Genomic DNA, 15930 nt, shown 5'->3' with positions numbered 1-15930 from the left:
TCGGTCAATTAGCGGGGAGCATGGCCCAGACGACCTTGCCGGCGCCGACCGGGGTGCTTCCCCAGCGCTGGGTCAGCTCCCGCACCAGCATCAGCCCACGGCCCCCCTCGGCGCGCGGGTCGCGGCTGGTCGCGGCGCGCGCGTCGGCCGGGCTGCCGTCCATCACCGCCACCCGCAGGTACGGCCGGCGCAGCGTCAGCGTCACCTGCATCGGGGTGCCGGCGTGCCGCACCACGTTGCCGACCAGCTCGCTGAGCACCAGCGAGGCCGGGCCGGCCAGCTCCGGCACGTTCCACCTGCCGCACGCCTCGGTGACCAGCTCCCGCGCCCGCCGGCAGGCCCCGGCCACCGGCTCCAGCCGCGCCCGCAGCCGGGGCGCCGAATCCGCGCCGGCCAGCGCCGCCGCCTCGGCGCAGTCCCGGCGCACCGGCACCACCCGGCAGGCGGTGGTCTCGTTCAGCCAGGCCGCCGTCTCGGCGCAGGGCGCGGCGAGCACCATCGGCACCGCCGGCCAGTCGGCTGCGCGCCGCGCGGCGGCGGCGAAGACGGACAGCGCCAGCGGCTCGCCGACCTCGATCTCCTCCAGGTCGACCACCAGGGCGTCCGGCTGCGCGGCGAGGCACCGGTCCAGCACCTCGTGCACCGCGCGCATCGTGCCCAGGTCGAGCGCGCCGGCCAGCCGTACGACAGTGACCGGCGACTCGTCGCGGACCTCGCACCTGATCCGGGTCACCATCGCCGTCCTCGTTTCCGTTTCGTCGGGGAGGGTCGCCCGGCCGCGGCGGTCGCCGCCTCCCGCAGCCGGAGGACTACGGACGTACCCGGGCCCCCGGCCCCCGAAACCGGGCATCCGGGCCGCCGGGGCGCAGGTCAGCGGCGGTCGCCGCGTCGCGACGCGAGCAGCCCCAGGACCAGCATGGCGGCGCCCAGCAGCAGGTGCAGCCAGGCGTCGGCGCGGTTCACCGCCAGCACGTTCGCCGCGTCGCGCCGGTCGACCGCCAGGCCGGTGAGCCACAGCGCCAGGTACACCGCCCCGGCGCCGACCAGGAACGCGCGGGCCCCGGCGACGGTACGGGCCAGCGCCAGCCCGGCCACCCCGAGGACCAGGTGCACCAGGTTGTGCACGACCGAGACCTGGAACAGCCCCAGCAGCCGGGCGCCCGACCCCGGGCCGGCGAAGCGCAGGTCCGCGTAGTCGCTGGTGATGCCGGGCACGAAGCCCAGCGCGCCGAGCAGCAGCAGGAGCACGGCGAACCCGGAGGCGATCCGGCGCACCGGCGCCCGGCCGTCGGCCGGGTTGCGGCGCGCCCGGGAGTGCGCCATCGAGTTCGTCACGCCGGCCTCCTCGCCACGCGGGGAGCGACGGTTTCCCGGGCCCGGCGCGGGCAAACGCCGGGCCGGCGGCGTACGTCAGGCGGGCTGCAACGGCTGCGCCGCGCCCTGGCGGACCCGCTCGTACAGCTCCAGATAGCGCTGCGCCATCCGGGCCGGGGTGAACCGCCGGGCCGCCTCGCGCCGGCACTCGTCCGGCTCCAGGCCGCCGGCGGCGAGAACCAGGTCGCCCAGTTCCTCCTCGACGCCGGTGAGCAGGCCGGTGCGGCCGTGCTCGACCAGCTCCGGCAGGCAGCCCCGGGCGGTGGCCACCACCGGCGTGCCCAGCGCCAGCGACTCGACCACGGCGGTGCCGCCCGGCTCCTCCCAGCGCAGCGGGAACAGCGACGCCCGCGCCGAGGCGACCAGGTCGTCGCGGTCCCGCCCGGCCACCGTGCCGACCCAGCGCACCCGGTCGCCGTCGACGTACGGCGCGACGTGGTCGTGGAAGAAGCGCACGTCCGGGTTCTGCCGCGCCTCGTCGCCGGCCGCGGCGAGATCCTCCGGCCGGTGGTACGGCCCGACCGGCCCGGCCAGCACCAGCGGGAAACCGGCCTCGTGGGCGAGCCGCGCGCCCAGGTCCTGCCCCTTGCCCGGGTTGATCCGGCCGAGGATCACCACGTGGTCGCCCTTCGCCACCGAGGCTTGCCGGTCCGCGTCCACCGCGAGCGGGGTGGCCAGGTGCACGTGCCCCACCGCGTGCGCGCGCAGCGCCTCCGGCGCGCGGGCCAGCTGCGACGCGGACACGCCGTTGACCCGTACCCGGTCGCCGCCGTCGAGGTTGCCGTACAGCTCGGGGTGCTTGGCCAGGTCCCAGTGCAACGTGTGCAGCGCGGGCGGGGCGTCCGGGCCCATCGCCGCGAGCGTGGCCAGCCCGACCGCCTCCACGTGGTCGTGCACCAGGTCGATGTCGTCGCGGGCGTGCAGCGCCCGCACCACCCCGGACAGGTGCGCCTGGGACACGCCGCACACCTGGTTGTACGGCCGTTGCAGCGCGTGGAACTGGCCGTCCGGGAAGACCGCGATCTTCTCGTCCACCGGCAGCGTGCTGCTCTCCACCGAGGCCAGCACCACCCGTACGCCCAGCCGGCGCAGCTCCGGCACGAGCGTGGCCACCACGTTCTCGATCCCGCCGTAGCCGGGCGGCGGCACGGACAGCCACGGACCGGCGTTCATCAGCACGGTGAGCGTCATGCGTTGTTCCTCCTCGCGCTCACGCGGCCGCGACCCGGCGGCGGCGCGGGATGCGGTGCCGCAGTTGCGCCAGCGGCGGGCGCTCCTGCACCGACACGTCGTTGACCACGACCTCGCGGTCCAGGTTGGGCAGCGCCTCCGAGCCGCCGCGGCGGAACTGGGTCAGCAGCGCGCCCGGCATCACCCCGGGCGCCGCCCAGCCGCGCCGTTGCAGCCGCGACCAGGCGGTCAGCATGATCTGCGCGGACATCCGGCCCAGCGCCGCGGTGTCCTGGTGCCGGTGCTTGCGCTCGCCCAGGTCGACCTGGGCCAGCGCGTCCAGCCCGACCAGCTCCAGCAGGTCGATGAGCATGGCCGTCTCCACCCCGTACCCGGTGACGAACGGCACCCGCTCCAGCACCTGGCGGCGACCGGCGTACTCGCCCGCGAGCGGCTGCACGAAGCCGGCCAGCTCCGGCCAGAACAGGTTGAGCAGCGGCCGGGCCATCAGCTCCGTCACCCGGCCGCCGCCGTCGGGCTCCACGCTCGTGGCGCCGACCAGCGGCCGGTGGTAGAAGCCCTTGACGAAGTCCACGCTCGGATCGGTGAGCAACGGCCCGAGCAGCCCGGTCACGAAGTGCGGCCGGAACTCGCGCAGGTCGGCGTCGACGAACGCGACCACGTCCCCCTCGGCCGCCGCCAGCCCGGCCCAGAGCGCGTCGCCCTTGCCGGTCAGCCGGGGCAGCCCGCGCGTCATCGCGTCCTGGCTGACCACCTCGGCGCCGGCCGCGCGCGCCACCCGCGCGGTCCGGTCGGTGGACCGGGAGTCGACCACGATCAGCTCGTCGACCAGCTGCACCCGGTCCATCAGGTGCTCCCGGACCGTCGCCACGATCGCGCCGACCGTGGCCTCCTCGTTGCGCGCCGGCAGCACCACGCTGACCCGGCTGTTTCCCTTTGCCCGGACCAGTCGCTGCGCCGGCCAGTCGGCGGCGGTGCTGGTGCGGTACGTGGCCCACGCCTCCACCACAGGTGAGACGGTCGAATCTGATTCCCGCACGGGCACCCCCATTAGTGGTGGAATCGCGAACCATGCTTTTCCCAATCCCGCATCCGCGCTAACCGGATCTTGCCTGACAACCTGATCACCAGGTGCGTACCGGGCGGTTCCGGGCAGATGAACGTTGCGTTGCGCCCCTCGGCGGCGTTTCGGGCGCGGCCGCCGCGGGGAGTGGTGACCGCAGTCTTCCAGTCGTGGCGAGAGGGTTGGTCGGATGCGTACCTGCCGGGTGGGACTTGTCGGAGCCGGCGGGGTGGCGCAACGCCACGCCCGGGTGCTCACCGGCTTCGAGGACGTGGAGCTGCTCGGCGTCACCGACGTCGCGCCGGACGCGGCGCGGGCGCTCGCCGGCACGTACGGCGGCCGGGTGTTCCGCGACGTGGACGAGCTGCTCGCGGCCGGACCGGACGCGGTGTACGTCTGCGTGCCGCCGTTCGCCCACGGGCCGGTCGAGGAGGCGGTGGTCGCCGCCGGCGTGCCGATGTTCGTGGAGAAGCCGGTGGCGCTGGACCTGGAGACCGCCGAGCGGGTCGCGGCGCTGGTGGAGCAGCGCGGGCTGCTCACCGGCGTCGGGCACCACTGGCGCTACCTGCACGTGGTGGAGGAGGCCCGGCGGCTGCTCGCCGGCCGCCCGGTGCGGATGGTCAACGGCGCCTGGCTGGACAAGGTGCCGCCGGTGGCCTGGTGGGCGCGGCGGGACCGCTCCGGCGGCCCGGTGGTCGAGCAGGCCGCGCACGTGCTGGACCTGGTCCGGCTGCTGGCCGGCGAGGCGGTCGAGGTGAGCGCGTACGGCGACGGCAGCCCGCCGCCGGTCGACGGCGCCGACATCGACTCGGTGACCGCGGCCACGCTGCGCTTCGGCTCCGGCGCGGTCGGCACGCTCGCCGCGTCGTGCGTGCTGGGCTGGAAGCACCGGGCCGGCGTGGAGATCCTCGCCGACGGGCTGGCGCTGTGGCTGGCCGAGGACGGCCTGACCGTCCGGGACGGCGACGGCGAGCGGCACCTGCCCGCCGACCCGGACGGCGCGCGGATCGCCGTCGACCGGGCCTTCGTCGACGCCGTTCGTGGTCTCGGCGACGACGTCCGGGTGCCGTACGCCGAGGCGCTGCGCACCCACCGGCTGGCGCTGGCGGTGGCCGAGTCGGCGCGTACCGGCCGGCCGGTGGCGCTGCCCACCGGCCCGGCGTCGCGGCTCACCGCGCCGGTCGTGGACGCGGGGGTGGGCGTCGATGCGTGACCGGGTGGTGGTGGTCGGCGGCCCGGGCCGGGTCGAGCTGGCCGAACTGGACGCGCCGGAGCTGCGCGAGGGCACGTTCCGGGTGGAGACGCTCTACAGCGGCGTGTCCGCCGGCACCGAGCTGAGCTTCGTCAAGGGCACCAACCCGTACCTGCACGTCACCTGGGACGCCGCGCTCGGGCTGTTCCGGCCCGGGGAGGCGAGCACGCCGTACCCGGTGACCCGGCTCGGCTACATGCAGGTCGGGCGGGTGGTGGAGAGCCGGACCCCGGCCGTCGCAGTGGGTGAGGTCGGGGCCATGACGTACGGGCACCGCAGCGGCTGGGTCGCCGACCCGCTCACCGAGCGGTTCGTGCCGCTGCCCGACGACCTGGACCCGCTGCTCGGCGTGTACGTCGCGCACATGGGCCCGATCTGCGCCAACGGGCTGCTGCACGCCGCCGCCGACCTGTGCGGCGCCGACGTGCGCACGCTCGGCGACGGCGTACGCGGTCGCCGGGTGGCGGTGGTCGGCGGCGGCGTGGTGGCGCTGCTGACCGCGCTGTTCGCCCGCCGCCACGGCGCCGCCTCGGTGGTCGTGGTCGACCCGACGCTGGCCCGGCGGCAGGTCGCCGAGGCGCTCGGGCTGGACACGCTCGACCCGGACGCGGACGACCCGGCGGTGGTGCTCAAGACCCGGTGGAACCACGCGGCCGGGGACCGGGGCGCGGACGTGGTCTTCCAGTGCCGCGGCCAGGACTGGGCGCTGCAACTCGCGCTGCGCCTGCTGCGACCGCAGGGCACGGTGATCGACCTGGCGTTCTACCAGGCCGGCGCGGACGCGGTCCGGCTCGGCGAGGAGTTCCACCACAACGGGCTGTCGCTGCGGTGCGCGCAGATCGGCCGGGTGCCGCGCGGCCTGGCCCCCACCTGGGACCGCGAGCGGCTGTCCGCGGAGACGGTGGAGCTGCTGCGCCAGTACGGCGACATGATCCGCAAGCACCTGATCTCCGCCGTGGTCCCCCTGGACGAGGCCCCCGCCCTGCTGACCGACCTGGCCCAACGCCGCCGCACAGAACTCCAGGCAATCCTGACCCCCTGACTCCCTTTTCCAGGGCGTCGATCATGAGGTTGACGGCGACAAATCGGACGCCGGACGCCGCCAACCTCATGATCGACGGAAGCGGACGGGGCGGGCGGAACCCGGCGCGCGGCGGGCGGGGGTCACAATCGGCTCCGGTTCGCGTACCGTTGCCGCTCATGGGTGTGTCGCAACGGTTGAAGACCAGGTTCCGCCGGTTCCTCCAGCGCCCGGGGACGACTGTCGACCTGGCTCCGCTGGAGAAGCTGCTGCCGGCGATCGAGGCGCGCGAGGCTGACCTGGAGAAGCTCTCCGACGCCGAGCTGACCGAGGCCGCCGGCCAGGCGTCGGGGTACGAGGAGATCTGCGCGATCGGGCGCGAGGCGGCCCGGCGCGGGCTCGACCAGCGCCCCTACGACGTGCAGCTGCTCGGCGCGATGGCGCTGCTGTCCGGCAAGGTCGCCGAGATGGCCACCGGTGAGGGCAAGACGCTCACCGCGACCGTCGCCGCGTACGGCCACGTGCGGCTGGGCAACGGCCCGGTGCACGTGCTCACCGTCAACGACTACCTGGCCCGCCGCGACGCCGAGTGGATGACGCCGGTCTACGACCTGCTCGGGCTCAGCGTCGGCTGGGTCAACGAGGCGTCCACGCCCGACGAGCGGCGCGCCGCGTACGCCTGCGACGTCACCTACGTCTCGGTCAGCGAGGCCGGCTTCGACTTCCTGCGCGACCAGCTCGTCACCGACCTGGCCGACCGGGTGCAGCCGCCGCTGAAGACCGCGATCGTGGACGAGGCCGACTCGATCCTGATCGACGAGGCCCGGGTGCCGATGGTGCTGGCCGGCGCGGTCGGCGGCGAGCAGGACCCGGTGCACGCCGCCGCCGCGCTCGTACGCGGGCTGCGCAAGGGCAAGCACTACACGGTTGCCGAGGACGGCCGCAGCGTCGCCTTCACCTCGGTCGGCCTGGCCACCGTCGAGGCCAAGCTCGGCGGCATCGACCTGTACGACGAGGAGCACGTCGGGCAGCTCTCCGCGGTGAACGTGGCGCTGCACGCGCACGCCCTGCTGCACCGCGACGTGGACTACATCGTCCGGGACGACTCGGTCGAGCTGATCGACGAGATGCGCGGCCGGGTCGCCCAGCGCCGCCGCTGGCCCGACGGGCTGCAGGCCGCGGTGGAGGCGAAGGAGGGCCTGGACGCCACCGCCGAGGGCGAGGTGCTGGGCACGATCACCGTGCAGGCGTACATCGCGCTCTACCCGACGGTCTGTGGGATGACCGCGACCGCGGTGCTCGTCGGCGACCAGCTCCGGGAGTTCTTCGGCCTCGAGGTCGCGGTGATCCCGCCGAACACCCCCTGCGTCCGCGAGGACGAGCCGGACCGCATCTACGCCACCCGCGCCGAGAAGGAGGAGGCGCTGGTCGACGAGATCACGCGCTGCCACGAGGCGGGGCGGCCGGTGCTGGTCGGCACGCTCGACGTCAAGGAGTCCGAGGGGCTGGCCGCCGCGCTGAACGCCGCCGGCGTGTCGTGCGTGGTGCTCAACGCCAAGAACGACGACGAGGAGGCCGGGATCATCGCGGAGGCCGGCGCGTACGGCGCGGTGACGGTCTCCACGCAGATGGCCGGCCGGGGCGTCGACATCCGGCTGGGCGGCAGCGACCAGGCCGACCGGGACCGGGTGGCCGAGCTGGGCGGTCTCTACGTGATCGGCAGCGGCCGGCACGACAGCCGCCGGGTCGACGACCAGCTCCGCGGCCGGGCCGGGCGGCAGGGCGACCCGGGCGGGTCGGTGTTCTTCGTCAGCCTGGAGGACGACCTGGTGGTCCGGCACGCCGGCGACACCGTGCCGGCCTCGCCCCGGATGAACGCCGACGGCCTGGTCACCGACCCGCAGGTCGACTACGCGGTGGAGCACGCCCAGCGCGTCGCCGAGGGCGTCAACCACGAGATCCACCGCAACACGTGGCGCTACAGCCAGGTGATCGAGCAGCAGCGCAAGGCGCTCGCCGAGCGCCGGGAGCGGCTGCTGACCAGCGACATCGCCGCGCTGATGCTGCTGGAGCGGGTGCCGGAGAAGGCCGGCGAGATGGACGAGGACCTGCTCGCCGACGTGGCCCGCAAGATCGCCCTCTACCACCTGGACCGGCTCTGGGCCGACCACCTGGCCGAGCTGTCCGAGGTCCGCGAGGGCGTGCACCTGCGGGCGCTGGGCCGGCTCGACCCGCTCGACGAGTTCCACCGCAGCGCGGTGCCGGCGTTCAACGCGCTGGTGCCCGAGATCGAGACGCGGACCGTGGCCACGTTCGAGGAGACCGAGTTCGACGAGGGCTGGGAGCCGGACTCGTCGAAGCTGGTGCGGCCGAGCGCCACCTGGACGTACCTCGTGCACGACAACCCGTTCGGCTCGGAGCTGGACCGGCTGATCGCCTCGGTGGGCCGGCGGCTCATCTCCGGGTCGCGCTGACCCGCGCGGAAAGGCCCTTCCCGGCGCGACCGGGAGGGGCCTTTTTGCGCGGTTTCGCCCGCGGTCTGGGAGGGTAGTAGGCCGAGGCCCGGCCACAGGAGGGACGGACATGGGACAGGCAACGGCGCCGAGCGGGGACATCGGGTGGACGGTGGAGGCCACGGCCCGGTGAACCTCGACACGCGCCAACCCATGATCGACAACCTTGGTGTGCTGGAGACCGCCGCGCTGCTGCGCGAGCTGACCGCCGGACTGATCGGCGCGGCCGGGTTCGACGAGGCGCTGGACCGCCTGGTCCGCATCGCCCGCGACGCCGTACCGGCCGTGGACTGCTGCGGCTTCACCGCGCTGCGCGCCGGTGAGCCCGCCGGCGTGGCCGCCTCCGATCCGGAGCGGGCCGAGCTGGACGACCTGCGGCACGGCCCGGACACGCCCGCGATGACAGCGATCCGCCGCCGGGAGATGATCACCGCGGGCGGGCTGTCCGGCGACCCGCGCTGGCCGGTCTGGAACGAACGGGCCCGCGCCCTGGGGGTGCACGGGGTGATCTCCGCGCCGGTCGACATCGACGAACAGGTCATCGGCGCGATCAACCTCTACGCCGACTCGCCCGACGCGCTGACGCCCCGGCACCAGCTCACCGCGATGCTCCTGGCCGAGCACGCCGGGCTGCTGCTGGCCGCCGCGCGCGACCGCGAGCGGGCGGCCAGCCGCGCCGGTCAGCTCGACGACACGCTGCTGGCCGAGGGGGTGGTCGGGCAGGCCGTCGGCGTGATCATGACACAGCGCGGCTGTCCCGCCCCGGAGGCCCTGCGGGTGCTGCGCAGCGCGGCGTCCTCGCTGGACATCCCGCTGCGCGAGGTCGCCGAGCGGCTCGTGCTGACCGTCTCCCGGCCCCGGGACAACTGAGCGACAGTCGTTTCGCCCCGCGGCGCCTCGGGTAGCACTCTGGACTGGTGAGCTGCGCGGACCTGGGGAGGAAGCGATGCAGAGCCGTCTACGGGTGCAGGGGCACCCCATCCAACCGATGCTGGTGACGTTCCCGTTCGGCCTGTTCGTCTGTGCCGCGGTCTTCGACCTGGCCGACGTGGCGGGCGGTCCGGCGTTCCTCGGTGAGGTGGGCTACTGGACCGCGGTGGCCGCGCTCGTCGCGGCCGGGCTCACCACCGTCGCCGGAATGGTCGACCTGTGGGACGTGCGGGCCGGCCGGACCAGCCGGACGGTGCTGATGTTCAACCTCGTCAACGCCGTGATGGCGGCGCTGTTCCTGCTCTCCTGCCTGATCCGGGCGAGCGCGCCGCAGCGGGGCGCGACCGGTGTCCTGCTCGCCGCGGAACTCGTGGCGCTCGCCGTCGGCGCGGTCGGCGTGGCCCTGGGCGCGCGGCTGATGCAGCAGTTCGACCGGGTCACCGAGCCGGCCGGGTTCGAGCCGTTCGCCGACGTGCCCGCCGGTTCCACAGTCGAGATCGCCCCCCCGCGCCCGTACTGACGCCGGCCGAATTCCGTTGCCGCGGTCGGCGCGGAGCGGCAGGCTCGCGGGCATGGTCGGGACGTTTGAGGAACTGGTAGCCGAAGCCGAGGCGGCGCCGGTCGAGGGCTGGGGCTTCGACTGGCTGCGCGGCCGCGCCACCGAGGAGCGCCCGCCCTGGGGGTACGCGCGACTGGTCGGCGAGCGGATGGCCGCCGTGAAGGCGGCGCTGGACATCGACACCGGCGGGGGAGAGGTGCTGGCCGAGGTGCCCGCGCCGCCGCCGCTGCTGGTCGCCACCGAGGCGTGGCCGCCGAACGTGCCGGTGGCCCGGCGCAACCTTCGCCCGCTCGGCGCGACAGTGGTGCGGGTGGGCGACCGCCCGCCGCTGCCGTTCCGGGACGCCGCCTTCGACCTGGTGGTGAGCCGTCACCCGGTGCACACCTGGTGGGACGAGGTGGCCCGGGTGCTGCGGCCCGGCGGCGCCTACCTGTCCCAGCAGATCGGCCCCGGCACGGTGCGGGAGCTGAGCGAGGCGATCCTCGGGCCGCTGCCGCCGCCGGAGCACCGCCACCCGGAGGTGGCGGTCGCCGACGCCCGGGCCGCCGGGCTGACGGTGGTCGACCTGCGCGAGGCCACGCTGCGTGCCGTCTTCCACGACATCGGCGCGGTGGTCTGGTTCCTGCGCAAGGTGGTCTGGACGGTGCCCGGCTTCACCGTGGGCCGCTACACCGACGAGCTGCGCCGCCTGGACGAGCGGATCCGCGCCGACGGACCGTTCGTCGCGTACGCCCGCCGTTTCCTCATCGAGGCGCGCCGGGGCTGAGCGGGCCGGGCCGGTGGGCGGCGGCGTGGTGCGCGGCCAGCACGTCGGCGCCGAAGTCACCGGCCGGGCGGCGCAGCACGGTGTGCGCGTGGTTGCCGTCGTCGGTGGTGTTGTCGTACTCGATCAGCAGGTCCTCGCCCTGCACCCGGTAGTAGTGCCGCCGGCCCGGCTCGACCGGACCGGCCCAGGCGAAGTGCAGCTCGCCGCCGTCGAGCCGGTCGGCCTCCCGGGCCGCCAGCTCCGGCGGGAGCCGGTCCAGGTAGAGCGCGACCAGCCGGTCCAGCAGCGCCCGGCCGGTCGGCCGCAGCCGCCCCCGGGGTACGCCGGGCGGGTCGAGCCGGCCGGGGGCGGTGGCCCGGGTGGCGCTGATGATGTCGGCGGGCGCCTCGTCGGCGATGATCGCGGCGGAGCGGCCGCCCGGACCGAGCGCGTCGAGCAGCTCGCGGGCCAGGTCCTCCTCCGGGCCGAGCGGCCGGGTCACCGGGCGGCCGGCGTGCCGGACGGTGGCCGGGTTCGCGCCGAGGAAGACCGGCGCGGGGGAGACCCGGTCGTCGGCGACGGTCATGCTCACCGACAGGTGGTGTCCCTCGAACCGCCAGGCCCAGTCGTCGTCGCGGTCCGGGTCGCCGAAGACGGCCACCCAGTAGTCGCCGCTGTGCCGTCCGCGCCGCCAGTCCTCGGCCCGGTCCAGCACCTCTTCCAGCGCCATCACGGTCATGGCCTGCGCGTACGCGGCCGGGCTGAGCGCGGTGGCGAGCAGCCGGTGGGCGGCCTTGCGGGCGTCGACGTCCAGGCCGGCGAGCGCGACGCCGGGCCGGGGCCGTGGCCGGTACTCCAGCCAGCGCCGGGCCGGTTCGTCGTCGAAGGCGTGCCGGGCGGCGTCGCGGGCCGGCTCGTCCAGCGCGGCCAGGAACGCCGCCGCGGCCGCGCGCATCTGCTCGGGTACGGGATCCTCCACCGTCTCTGTATACCGCCTGGGGCTCACTCGCGGCGCAGCAGCGCCAGCATGTCCGGCAGCTCGAAGAACCGGGCGGTCTCGACCGCCGACGGGCCGCCGTGGTCCGGGTCGGCGCCGGCGTCCAGCAGCGCGCGGACCGCCGCCTCCTGACGCCGGAACACCGCCGCGGCGAGCGCGGTCTGCCCCCTGTCGTTCACCCGTGCCGGGTCGGCGCCCCGGGCCAGCAGCGCGGCCACGGTGTCCGGGTGGGCGTGGTAGGCGGCGAGGATCAGCAGCGTGTCGCCCTTGGCGTTGGTGAGGTTGACCGGCAGCCCGGCGTCCACGTTGGCGGCCAGTTCCCCGGTGGCGCCGGCCCGGGCCAGGTCGAACATCCGGTGGGCGAAGGCGATGGTCTCGTCGTCGAGTTCGTCGGGCATCCGCCCAGGCTATGGCGTCCAGGCCGGACGCGCCTGGTAGCTTGCGCAGCCGGGCACGGGAGGCGCGCGCATGGACGATCGGGTGTACGTGGGCAACGCGGCGGTGGACGGCGCGACCGACGCGGGCTGGCTGCTGGGCCACTTCAAGCCGGCCGGGGACGTGCGGCACAGCACCGACGTCGAGGTGAAGTGGGGCGTGCACCCGGCGGGGGAGAGCCGGTCCCGGTGGGCCACGGGTGAGCGGCGCACCGCACTGCTGGTGCTGATCAGCGGCGCGTTCCGGATCGAGCTGCCGGACCGCACGGTGGTGTTGCGCGCGCCCGGTGACTACGTGGTGTGGGGCCGGGGCGTGGACCACTCCTGGTACGCCGAGCGGGAGTCCACGGTGCTCACCGTCCGCTGGCCGTCGGTGCCCGGTTACAAGGTGGATCCGCCGGTCCTGCGCTGAGCCGCGAGCCGGCGTCCCAGCATCTGGTATTACCTACTTAACCGATAGGCTTTGCCGTCTAAGCTGTGCGGGTACATCCGCTCCGCACCGTGAGGACGTCCCGCCGATGACCAGCACCGCTCCCGCCGATCTGCTCGCCGTCGCCGCCCGCTGGGCCGACCCGGACGGCTGGCCGGTGCCGCTGTGCTTCGACGCGTCCGAGCGGTGGTACGCCCGCCTGGACGTCGGCGACGAGCACGAGGTGTGGGCGCTGAGCTGGCTGCCCGGACAGGGCACCGGCCTGCACGACCACGGCGGCAGCGCCGGCGCGTTCCTGGTCGTGGCCGGCGTGCTCACCGAGGAGACGGTCAGCGGCGCGCGGCTGCGCCCGCACCGGCTCGCCGCCGGCGCCGGGCGGCGCTTCGGCGTACGGCACGTGCACCAGGTCACCAACCACGGCGACCAGCCCGCCGTGAGCGTGCACGTCTACCGGCCGGCGCTGACCCGGATGACCCGCTACCGCCTCGTCGCCGGCCGGCTCCGGGTCGCCGAGGTGGCCGAGGCCGGCGTGGCCTGGTGACCCACCCCCGCAACCCCGACGAACGGAAGGACGCCACGATGGCGCAGATCCCCACCACCGCAACCGAGCGCTGTCCGGCTCCGCCGCCGGGCTCGCGGGGCATCGACGAGATCCTCGCCGCCGCCCGGGCCCGCCTGCGCCGCCTCGATCCGGAGCAGGCGCACCTGGCGTGCCGGGCCGGGGCGCTGCTGGTGGACATCCGCCCGGCCGCCCAGCGCGCCGCACAGGGCACCGTGCCGGGCGCGCTCGTCGTCGAGCGCAACGTGCTGGAGTGGCGCTTCGACCCGCGCTGCGCGGCCCGGCTGCCACAGGCGGTCGACTACGACGTGCCGGTGATCGTGCTCTGTCAGGAGGGCTACACCTCGTCGCTGGCCGCCGCCGCGCTCCAGGACATCGGCCTGCACAAGGCCACCGACGTCGTCGGCGGCTTCGCCGCCTGGCACATCGCCGGCCTGCCCACGCTCGGTCCCACCCCGCCGACCCGACCCTCGTCCGCCGCGCCCCCGGTCACCGCCGGTGGGGCGCTCCGCTGACCGTCCCGCCACACCGGCGGGGCGGGGCGACCGCCCGCACAGGAGGCTCCCATGTCCGTCGTCGCCCTCACCACCCGTCCGGCCCGATCGGGCCGCCCCGACCGGGCAGTGCCGCCCCGGCCGCGTACCGCGCCGACCGTGACCATCACCCTCGACCTGGGCGCCGGCCCACTGACGCCGGGCCTGGCCCGCCTGGCCGAGCTGCTGGACGAGCTCGCCGCCTCCGGCGAGGCGCTGGTGAGCCCGGACGAGCACCGGGCCGCCCGTACCGTGCTCGACCTGCGCCGCGCCGCCGCCGCGCCACCGCCACCGGCCGGCGGCGGCGTGCGCATCCTCACCGGCACCCGCCGGGTCCGGCTCGGCGACACCGAGATCACGCTCACCCGCATCGAGTACGACCTGCTGCTCTTCCTCGCCGAGCACCCGCGCCGGGTGTTCACCCGGCTGCAACTGCTCGCCAACGTCTGGGGCTACGAGCACGCGGTGGCCCGCACCGTCGACGTCCACGTCCGCCGGCTGCGGGCCAAGTTCGGGCCGGACACGCCGCTGGTCACCACCGTCTACGGCGTCGGCTACCGCCTCGCCGACGACGCCGCGATCACCGTCGACCGCGACGCCTGACCCGCCCTTCCCGCACGCGGCGCACCCGGAGAACCGGGTGCGCCGCGTTCACGTTCAGGACGCATCCGCCATTGTGAACCGCCGGGGAGACCCCCCGTACCAGCCCGAAACGGCGCTCTGCTGTAATCAACGGGCCTCGCACGCAGAGCGAGCGCACGGCTCCGATGTGTTCGTCAAATGTCACATTCATGCAACGCAGCCGCCTCTTGACCCTCGCAGAGACGCCGGGAAGCATCGATGAGGCGGCGTCCCGGGCCGTGGGGAGATACCCGGACCAGCCCAAGGAGGACCATGTCGGTCAGCCCCGCCTCGTCGCGCGCCGGATGGCATACGTCCCAACCCGCGGTCCCCGGTCGTCCCCCCGGCGGCCAGCGTCGTCCCGCCAACACCGCCGCGCCCATGCTCACCGTCACCCTGAACATCCCACTGGCCTGTGAGGAGTCGCTCACCCCGGCCGCGCGCCGGCTGCTCGACGCCGCCCGCGAGATGCTCGAACGCGGCGACGCGGTGGTCAGCGCCGCGGTTCCGGCCGAGCGCCGGCCCGACGCCGTCCCGGCCGGCCGCGCGCCGTCCCGGCCGCTCGCCCCGACCATCCCGACCCTGCACATCCTGGCCTCGTCCCGGTCGGTGCTGCGCGACGGCGAGCCGCTGCCGCTGACCCGGCTGGAGTTCGACCTGCTGCTGCACCTGGTCGCCCACCCCCGCCGGGTGTTCACCCGCCTGCAACTGCTCAACGCGGTCTGGGGGTACGAGCACGCCGGCGTCCGCACCGTCGACGTGCACGTCCGCCGGCTGCGCGGCAAGGTCGGCGTGGACGTCCCGCTGGTCACCACCGTCTACGGCGTCGGCTACCGGCTCGCCGACGACGCCCGCGTCACCATCGACCGCACCGGCTGACCGGGACACCCACGCGCCGATCGCCGCCGGACGGAGCCCCGACCGCCCGGAGGGATCAGGTGGTGACCCGCCCGCCCGCGCGGCACGATGGTCCGATGCGTGTGCGCCCGATCAGCCCCGACCGGCTCGTCACCGAGCTGGCCGGGCGTCTCGCCCGCACCGGGACGCCCGGCCGGCTGCGGGTCGCCGTGGACGGCCCGCCCGCCGCCGCACCGGACACGCTCGCCGAAGCCCTCGTCGCCCCGCTGCGCGCCGCCGGCCGGCCGGTGCTGCACGTACGCGCCGACGACTTCCTCCGCCCCGCCTCGGTCCGCCTGGAGCACGGCCGCACCAACCCCGACGCGTACTACGAGGGCTGGCTCGACGAGCCCGGACTGCGCCGCGAGGTGCTCGACCCGGCCGGCCCGGACGGCTCGGGCCGGCTGCTGCCGTCGCTCTGGGACGCCGCCGCCGATCGGGCCAGCCGGGCCGCGTACGTGGATCTGCCGCCCGGCGGGGTGGTAGTGGTCAGCGGCGCGCTGCTGCTCGGCGGCGCGTTGCCGTTCGACGTCACGGTCCACCTCGTGCTGTCCCCGGCGGCGCTGGACCGGCGTACCGACCCGGCGCTGCGCTGGACGCTGCCCGCCTTCGCCCGCTACGCCGACGAGGTCGACCCCGCGTCCTTCGCCGACGTGGTGGTCCGGGCCGACGACCCGCGCCGCCCCGCGCTGGTCGAGGCGGCCTGACCAGCGGCTACGGACTCACCGGAAACACTCAGGAAACAGCCGGTTTGGCCCGCCGTGGGCGGGGGTAATCGCCCGGCTCACAGAGCACGGGTGATCTCGTCGCC

Annotated in this window: 18 protein-coding genes; 12 read left to right on the top strand and 6 right to left on the bottom strand. The window is 75.2% G+C overall.

Features of this window, described 5'->3' with window-relative positions:
• Positions 1 to 4: 4 nt before the first annotated feature.
• The 4 genes from BAW75_RS02870 to BAW75_RS02855 all read right to left on the bottom strand — a co-directional run bounded on the left by BAW75_RS02870 (position 5) and on the right by BAW75_RS02855 (position 3616).
• On the bottom strand, positions 5 to 736 hold the full coding sequence (locus BAW75_RS02870; protein WP_043324490.1) for an ATP-binding protein: 732 nt from the start codon (positions 734 to 736) through the stop codon (positions 5 to 7).
• A gap of 134 nt (positions 737 to 870) precedes the next feature.
• Positions 871 to 1323 carry a DUF4383 domain-containing protein gene (locus tag BAW75_RS02865; protein ID WP_043330186.1) on the bottom strand — a complete coding sequence of 151 codons (453 nt, stop codon included), beginning with the start codon at positions 1321 to 1323 and terminating at the stop codon, positions 871 to 873.
• An 87-nt stretch (positions 1324 to 1410) separates the two neighbouring features.
• Positions 1411 to 2565, bottom strand: a complete 1155-nt coding sequence (locus BAW75_RS02860; RefSeq protein WP_104112517.1) for a glycosyltransferase — start codon at positions 2563 to 2565, stop codon at positions 1411 to 1413.
• Positions 2566 to 2584: 19 nt separating this feature from the next.
• Positions 2585 to 3616 (bottom strand): glucosyl-3-phosphoglycerate synthase, encoded by a 1032-nt coding sequence (locus BAW75_RS02855; RefSeq protein WP_208635172.1) that lies wholly within the window; start codon positions 3614 to 3616, stop codon positions 2585 to 2587.
• A gap of 202 nt (positions 3617 to 3818) precedes the next feature.
• Between BAW75_RS02855 and BAW75_RS02850 the strand changes: the two genes are divergently transcribed.
• The 6 genes from BAW75_RS02850 (at position 3819) to BAW75_RS02825 (ending at position 10669) form a co-directional block, all read left to right on the top strand.
• On the top strand, positions 3819 to 4841 hold the full coding sequence (locus BAW75_RS02850; protein WP_104112516.1) for a Gfo/Idh/MocA family protein: 1023 nt from the start codon (positions 3819 to 3821) through the stop codon (positions 4839 to 4841).
• Positions 4834 to 5922: a zinc-binding dehydrogenase gene (locus BAW75_RS02845; RefSeq protein ID WP_104112515.1), complete on the top strand. Its 1089-nt coding sequence runs from the start codon at positions 4834 to 4836 to the stop codon at positions 5920 to 5922. Before BAW75_RS02850 ends, BAW75_RS02845 begins: the two co-directional genes overlap by 8 nt.
• 158 nt (positions 5923 to 6080) lie before the next feature.
• Positions 6081 to 8375 (top strand): accessory Sec system translocase SecA2, encoded by a 2295-nt coding sequence (gene secA2, locus BAW75_RS02840; protein ID WP_043324478.1) that lies wholly within the window; start codon positions 6081 to 6083, stop codon positions 8373 to 8375.
• 168 nt (positions 8376 to 8543) lie between these two features.
• Positions 8544 to 9284 (top strand): GAF and ANTAR domain-containing protein, encoded by a 741-nt coding sequence (locus BAW75_RS02835; RefSeq protein ID WP_104112514.1) that lies wholly within the window; start codon positions 8544 to 8546, stop codon positions 9282 to 9284.
• 76 nt (positions 9285 to 9360) lie between these two features.
• Positions 9361 to 9864 (top strand): DUF2231 domain-containing protein, encoded by a 504-nt coding sequence (locus BAW75_RS02830; protein ID WP_104112513.1) that lies wholly within the window; start codon positions 9361 to 9363, stop codon positions 9862 to 9864.
• Between the two features lie 52 nt (positions 9865 to 9916).
• A complete protein-coding gene (locus BAW75_RS02825) occupies positions 9917 to 10669 on the top strand; it encodes a class I SAM-dependent methyltransferase (RefSeq protein WP_104112512.1) in 753 nt (250 codons plus the stop codon).
• Here BAW75_RS02825 and BAW75_RS02820 read toward each other — a convergent pair.
• Positions 10647 to 11603: a DUF3500 domain-containing protein gene (locus tag BAW75_RS02820; RefSeq protein ID WP_205796651.1), complete on the bottom strand. Its 957-nt coding sequence runs from the start codon at positions 11601 to 11603 to the stop codon at positions 10647 to 10649. The genes BAW75_RS02825 and BAW75_RS02820 overlap by 23 nt on opposite strands.
• Before the next feature lie 47 nt (positions 11604 to 11650).
• Complete coding sequence (locus BAW75_RS02815; RefSeq protein ID WP_104112510.1) at positions 11651 to 12043, bottom strand: ankyrin repeat domain-containing protein; 393 nt, start codon at positions 12041 to 12043, stop codon at positions 11651 to 11653.
• Between the two features lie 70 nt (positions 12044 to 12113).
• On the opposite strand from BAW75_RS02815, the gene BAW75_RS02810 reads away from it, so the two are divergent.
• The 6 genes from BAW75_RS02810 (at position 12114) to BAW75_RS02785 (ending at position 15826) form a co-directional block, all read left to right on the top strand.
• Entirely contained in the window at positions 12114 to 12491 is a 378-nt protein-coding gene (locus BAW75_RS02810) for a cupin domain-containing protein (protein WP_064446127.1), read from the top strand.
• A gap of 106 nt (positions 12492 to 12597) precedes the next feature.
• Entirely contained in the window at positions 12598 to 13050 is a 453-nt protein-coding gene (locus tag BAW75_RS02805; RefSeq protein WP_104112509.1) for a cysteine dioxygenase, read from the top strand.
• A gap of 38 nt (positions 13051 to 13088) precedes the next feature.
• Positions 13089 to 13583 (top strand): rhodanese-like domain-containing protein, encoded by a 495-nt coding sequence (locus BAW75_RS02800; protein ID WP_069089869.1) that lies wholly within the window; start codon positions 13089 to 13091, stop codon positions 13581 to 13583.
• Between the two features lie 51 nt (positions 13584 to 13634).
• Entirely contained in the window at positions 13635 to 14204 is a 570-nt protein-coding gene (locus BAW75_RS02795) for a winged helix-turn-helix domain-containing protein (protein WP_043324471.1), read from the top strand.
• 291 nt (positions 14205 to 14495) lie between these two features.
• A complete protein-coding gene (locus BAW75_RS02790) occupies positions 14496 to 15101 on the top strand; it encodes a winged helix-turn-helix domain-containing protein (RefSeq protein ID WP_030504027.1) in 606 nt (201 codons plus the stop codon).
• 95 nt (positions 15102 to 15196) lie between these two features.
• Positions 15197 to 15826 carry a nucleoside/nucleotide kinase family protein gene (locus BAW75_RS02785; protein ID WP_069089814.1) on the top strand — a complete coding sequence of 210 codons (630 nt, stop codon included), beginning with the start codon at positions 15197 to 15199 and terminating at the stop codon, positions 15824 to 15826.
• The last annotated feature ends 104 nt before the right edge of the window (positions 15827 to 15930 follow it).

The organism is Micromonospora chalcea (assembly GCF_002926165.1).
Taxonomy (GTDB): domain Bacteria; phylum Actinomycetota; class Actinomycetes; order Mycobacteriales; family Micromonosporaceae; genus Micromonospora; species Micromonospora chalcea.
This window is presented reverse-complemented; position numbering and strand designations above follow the sequence as displayed.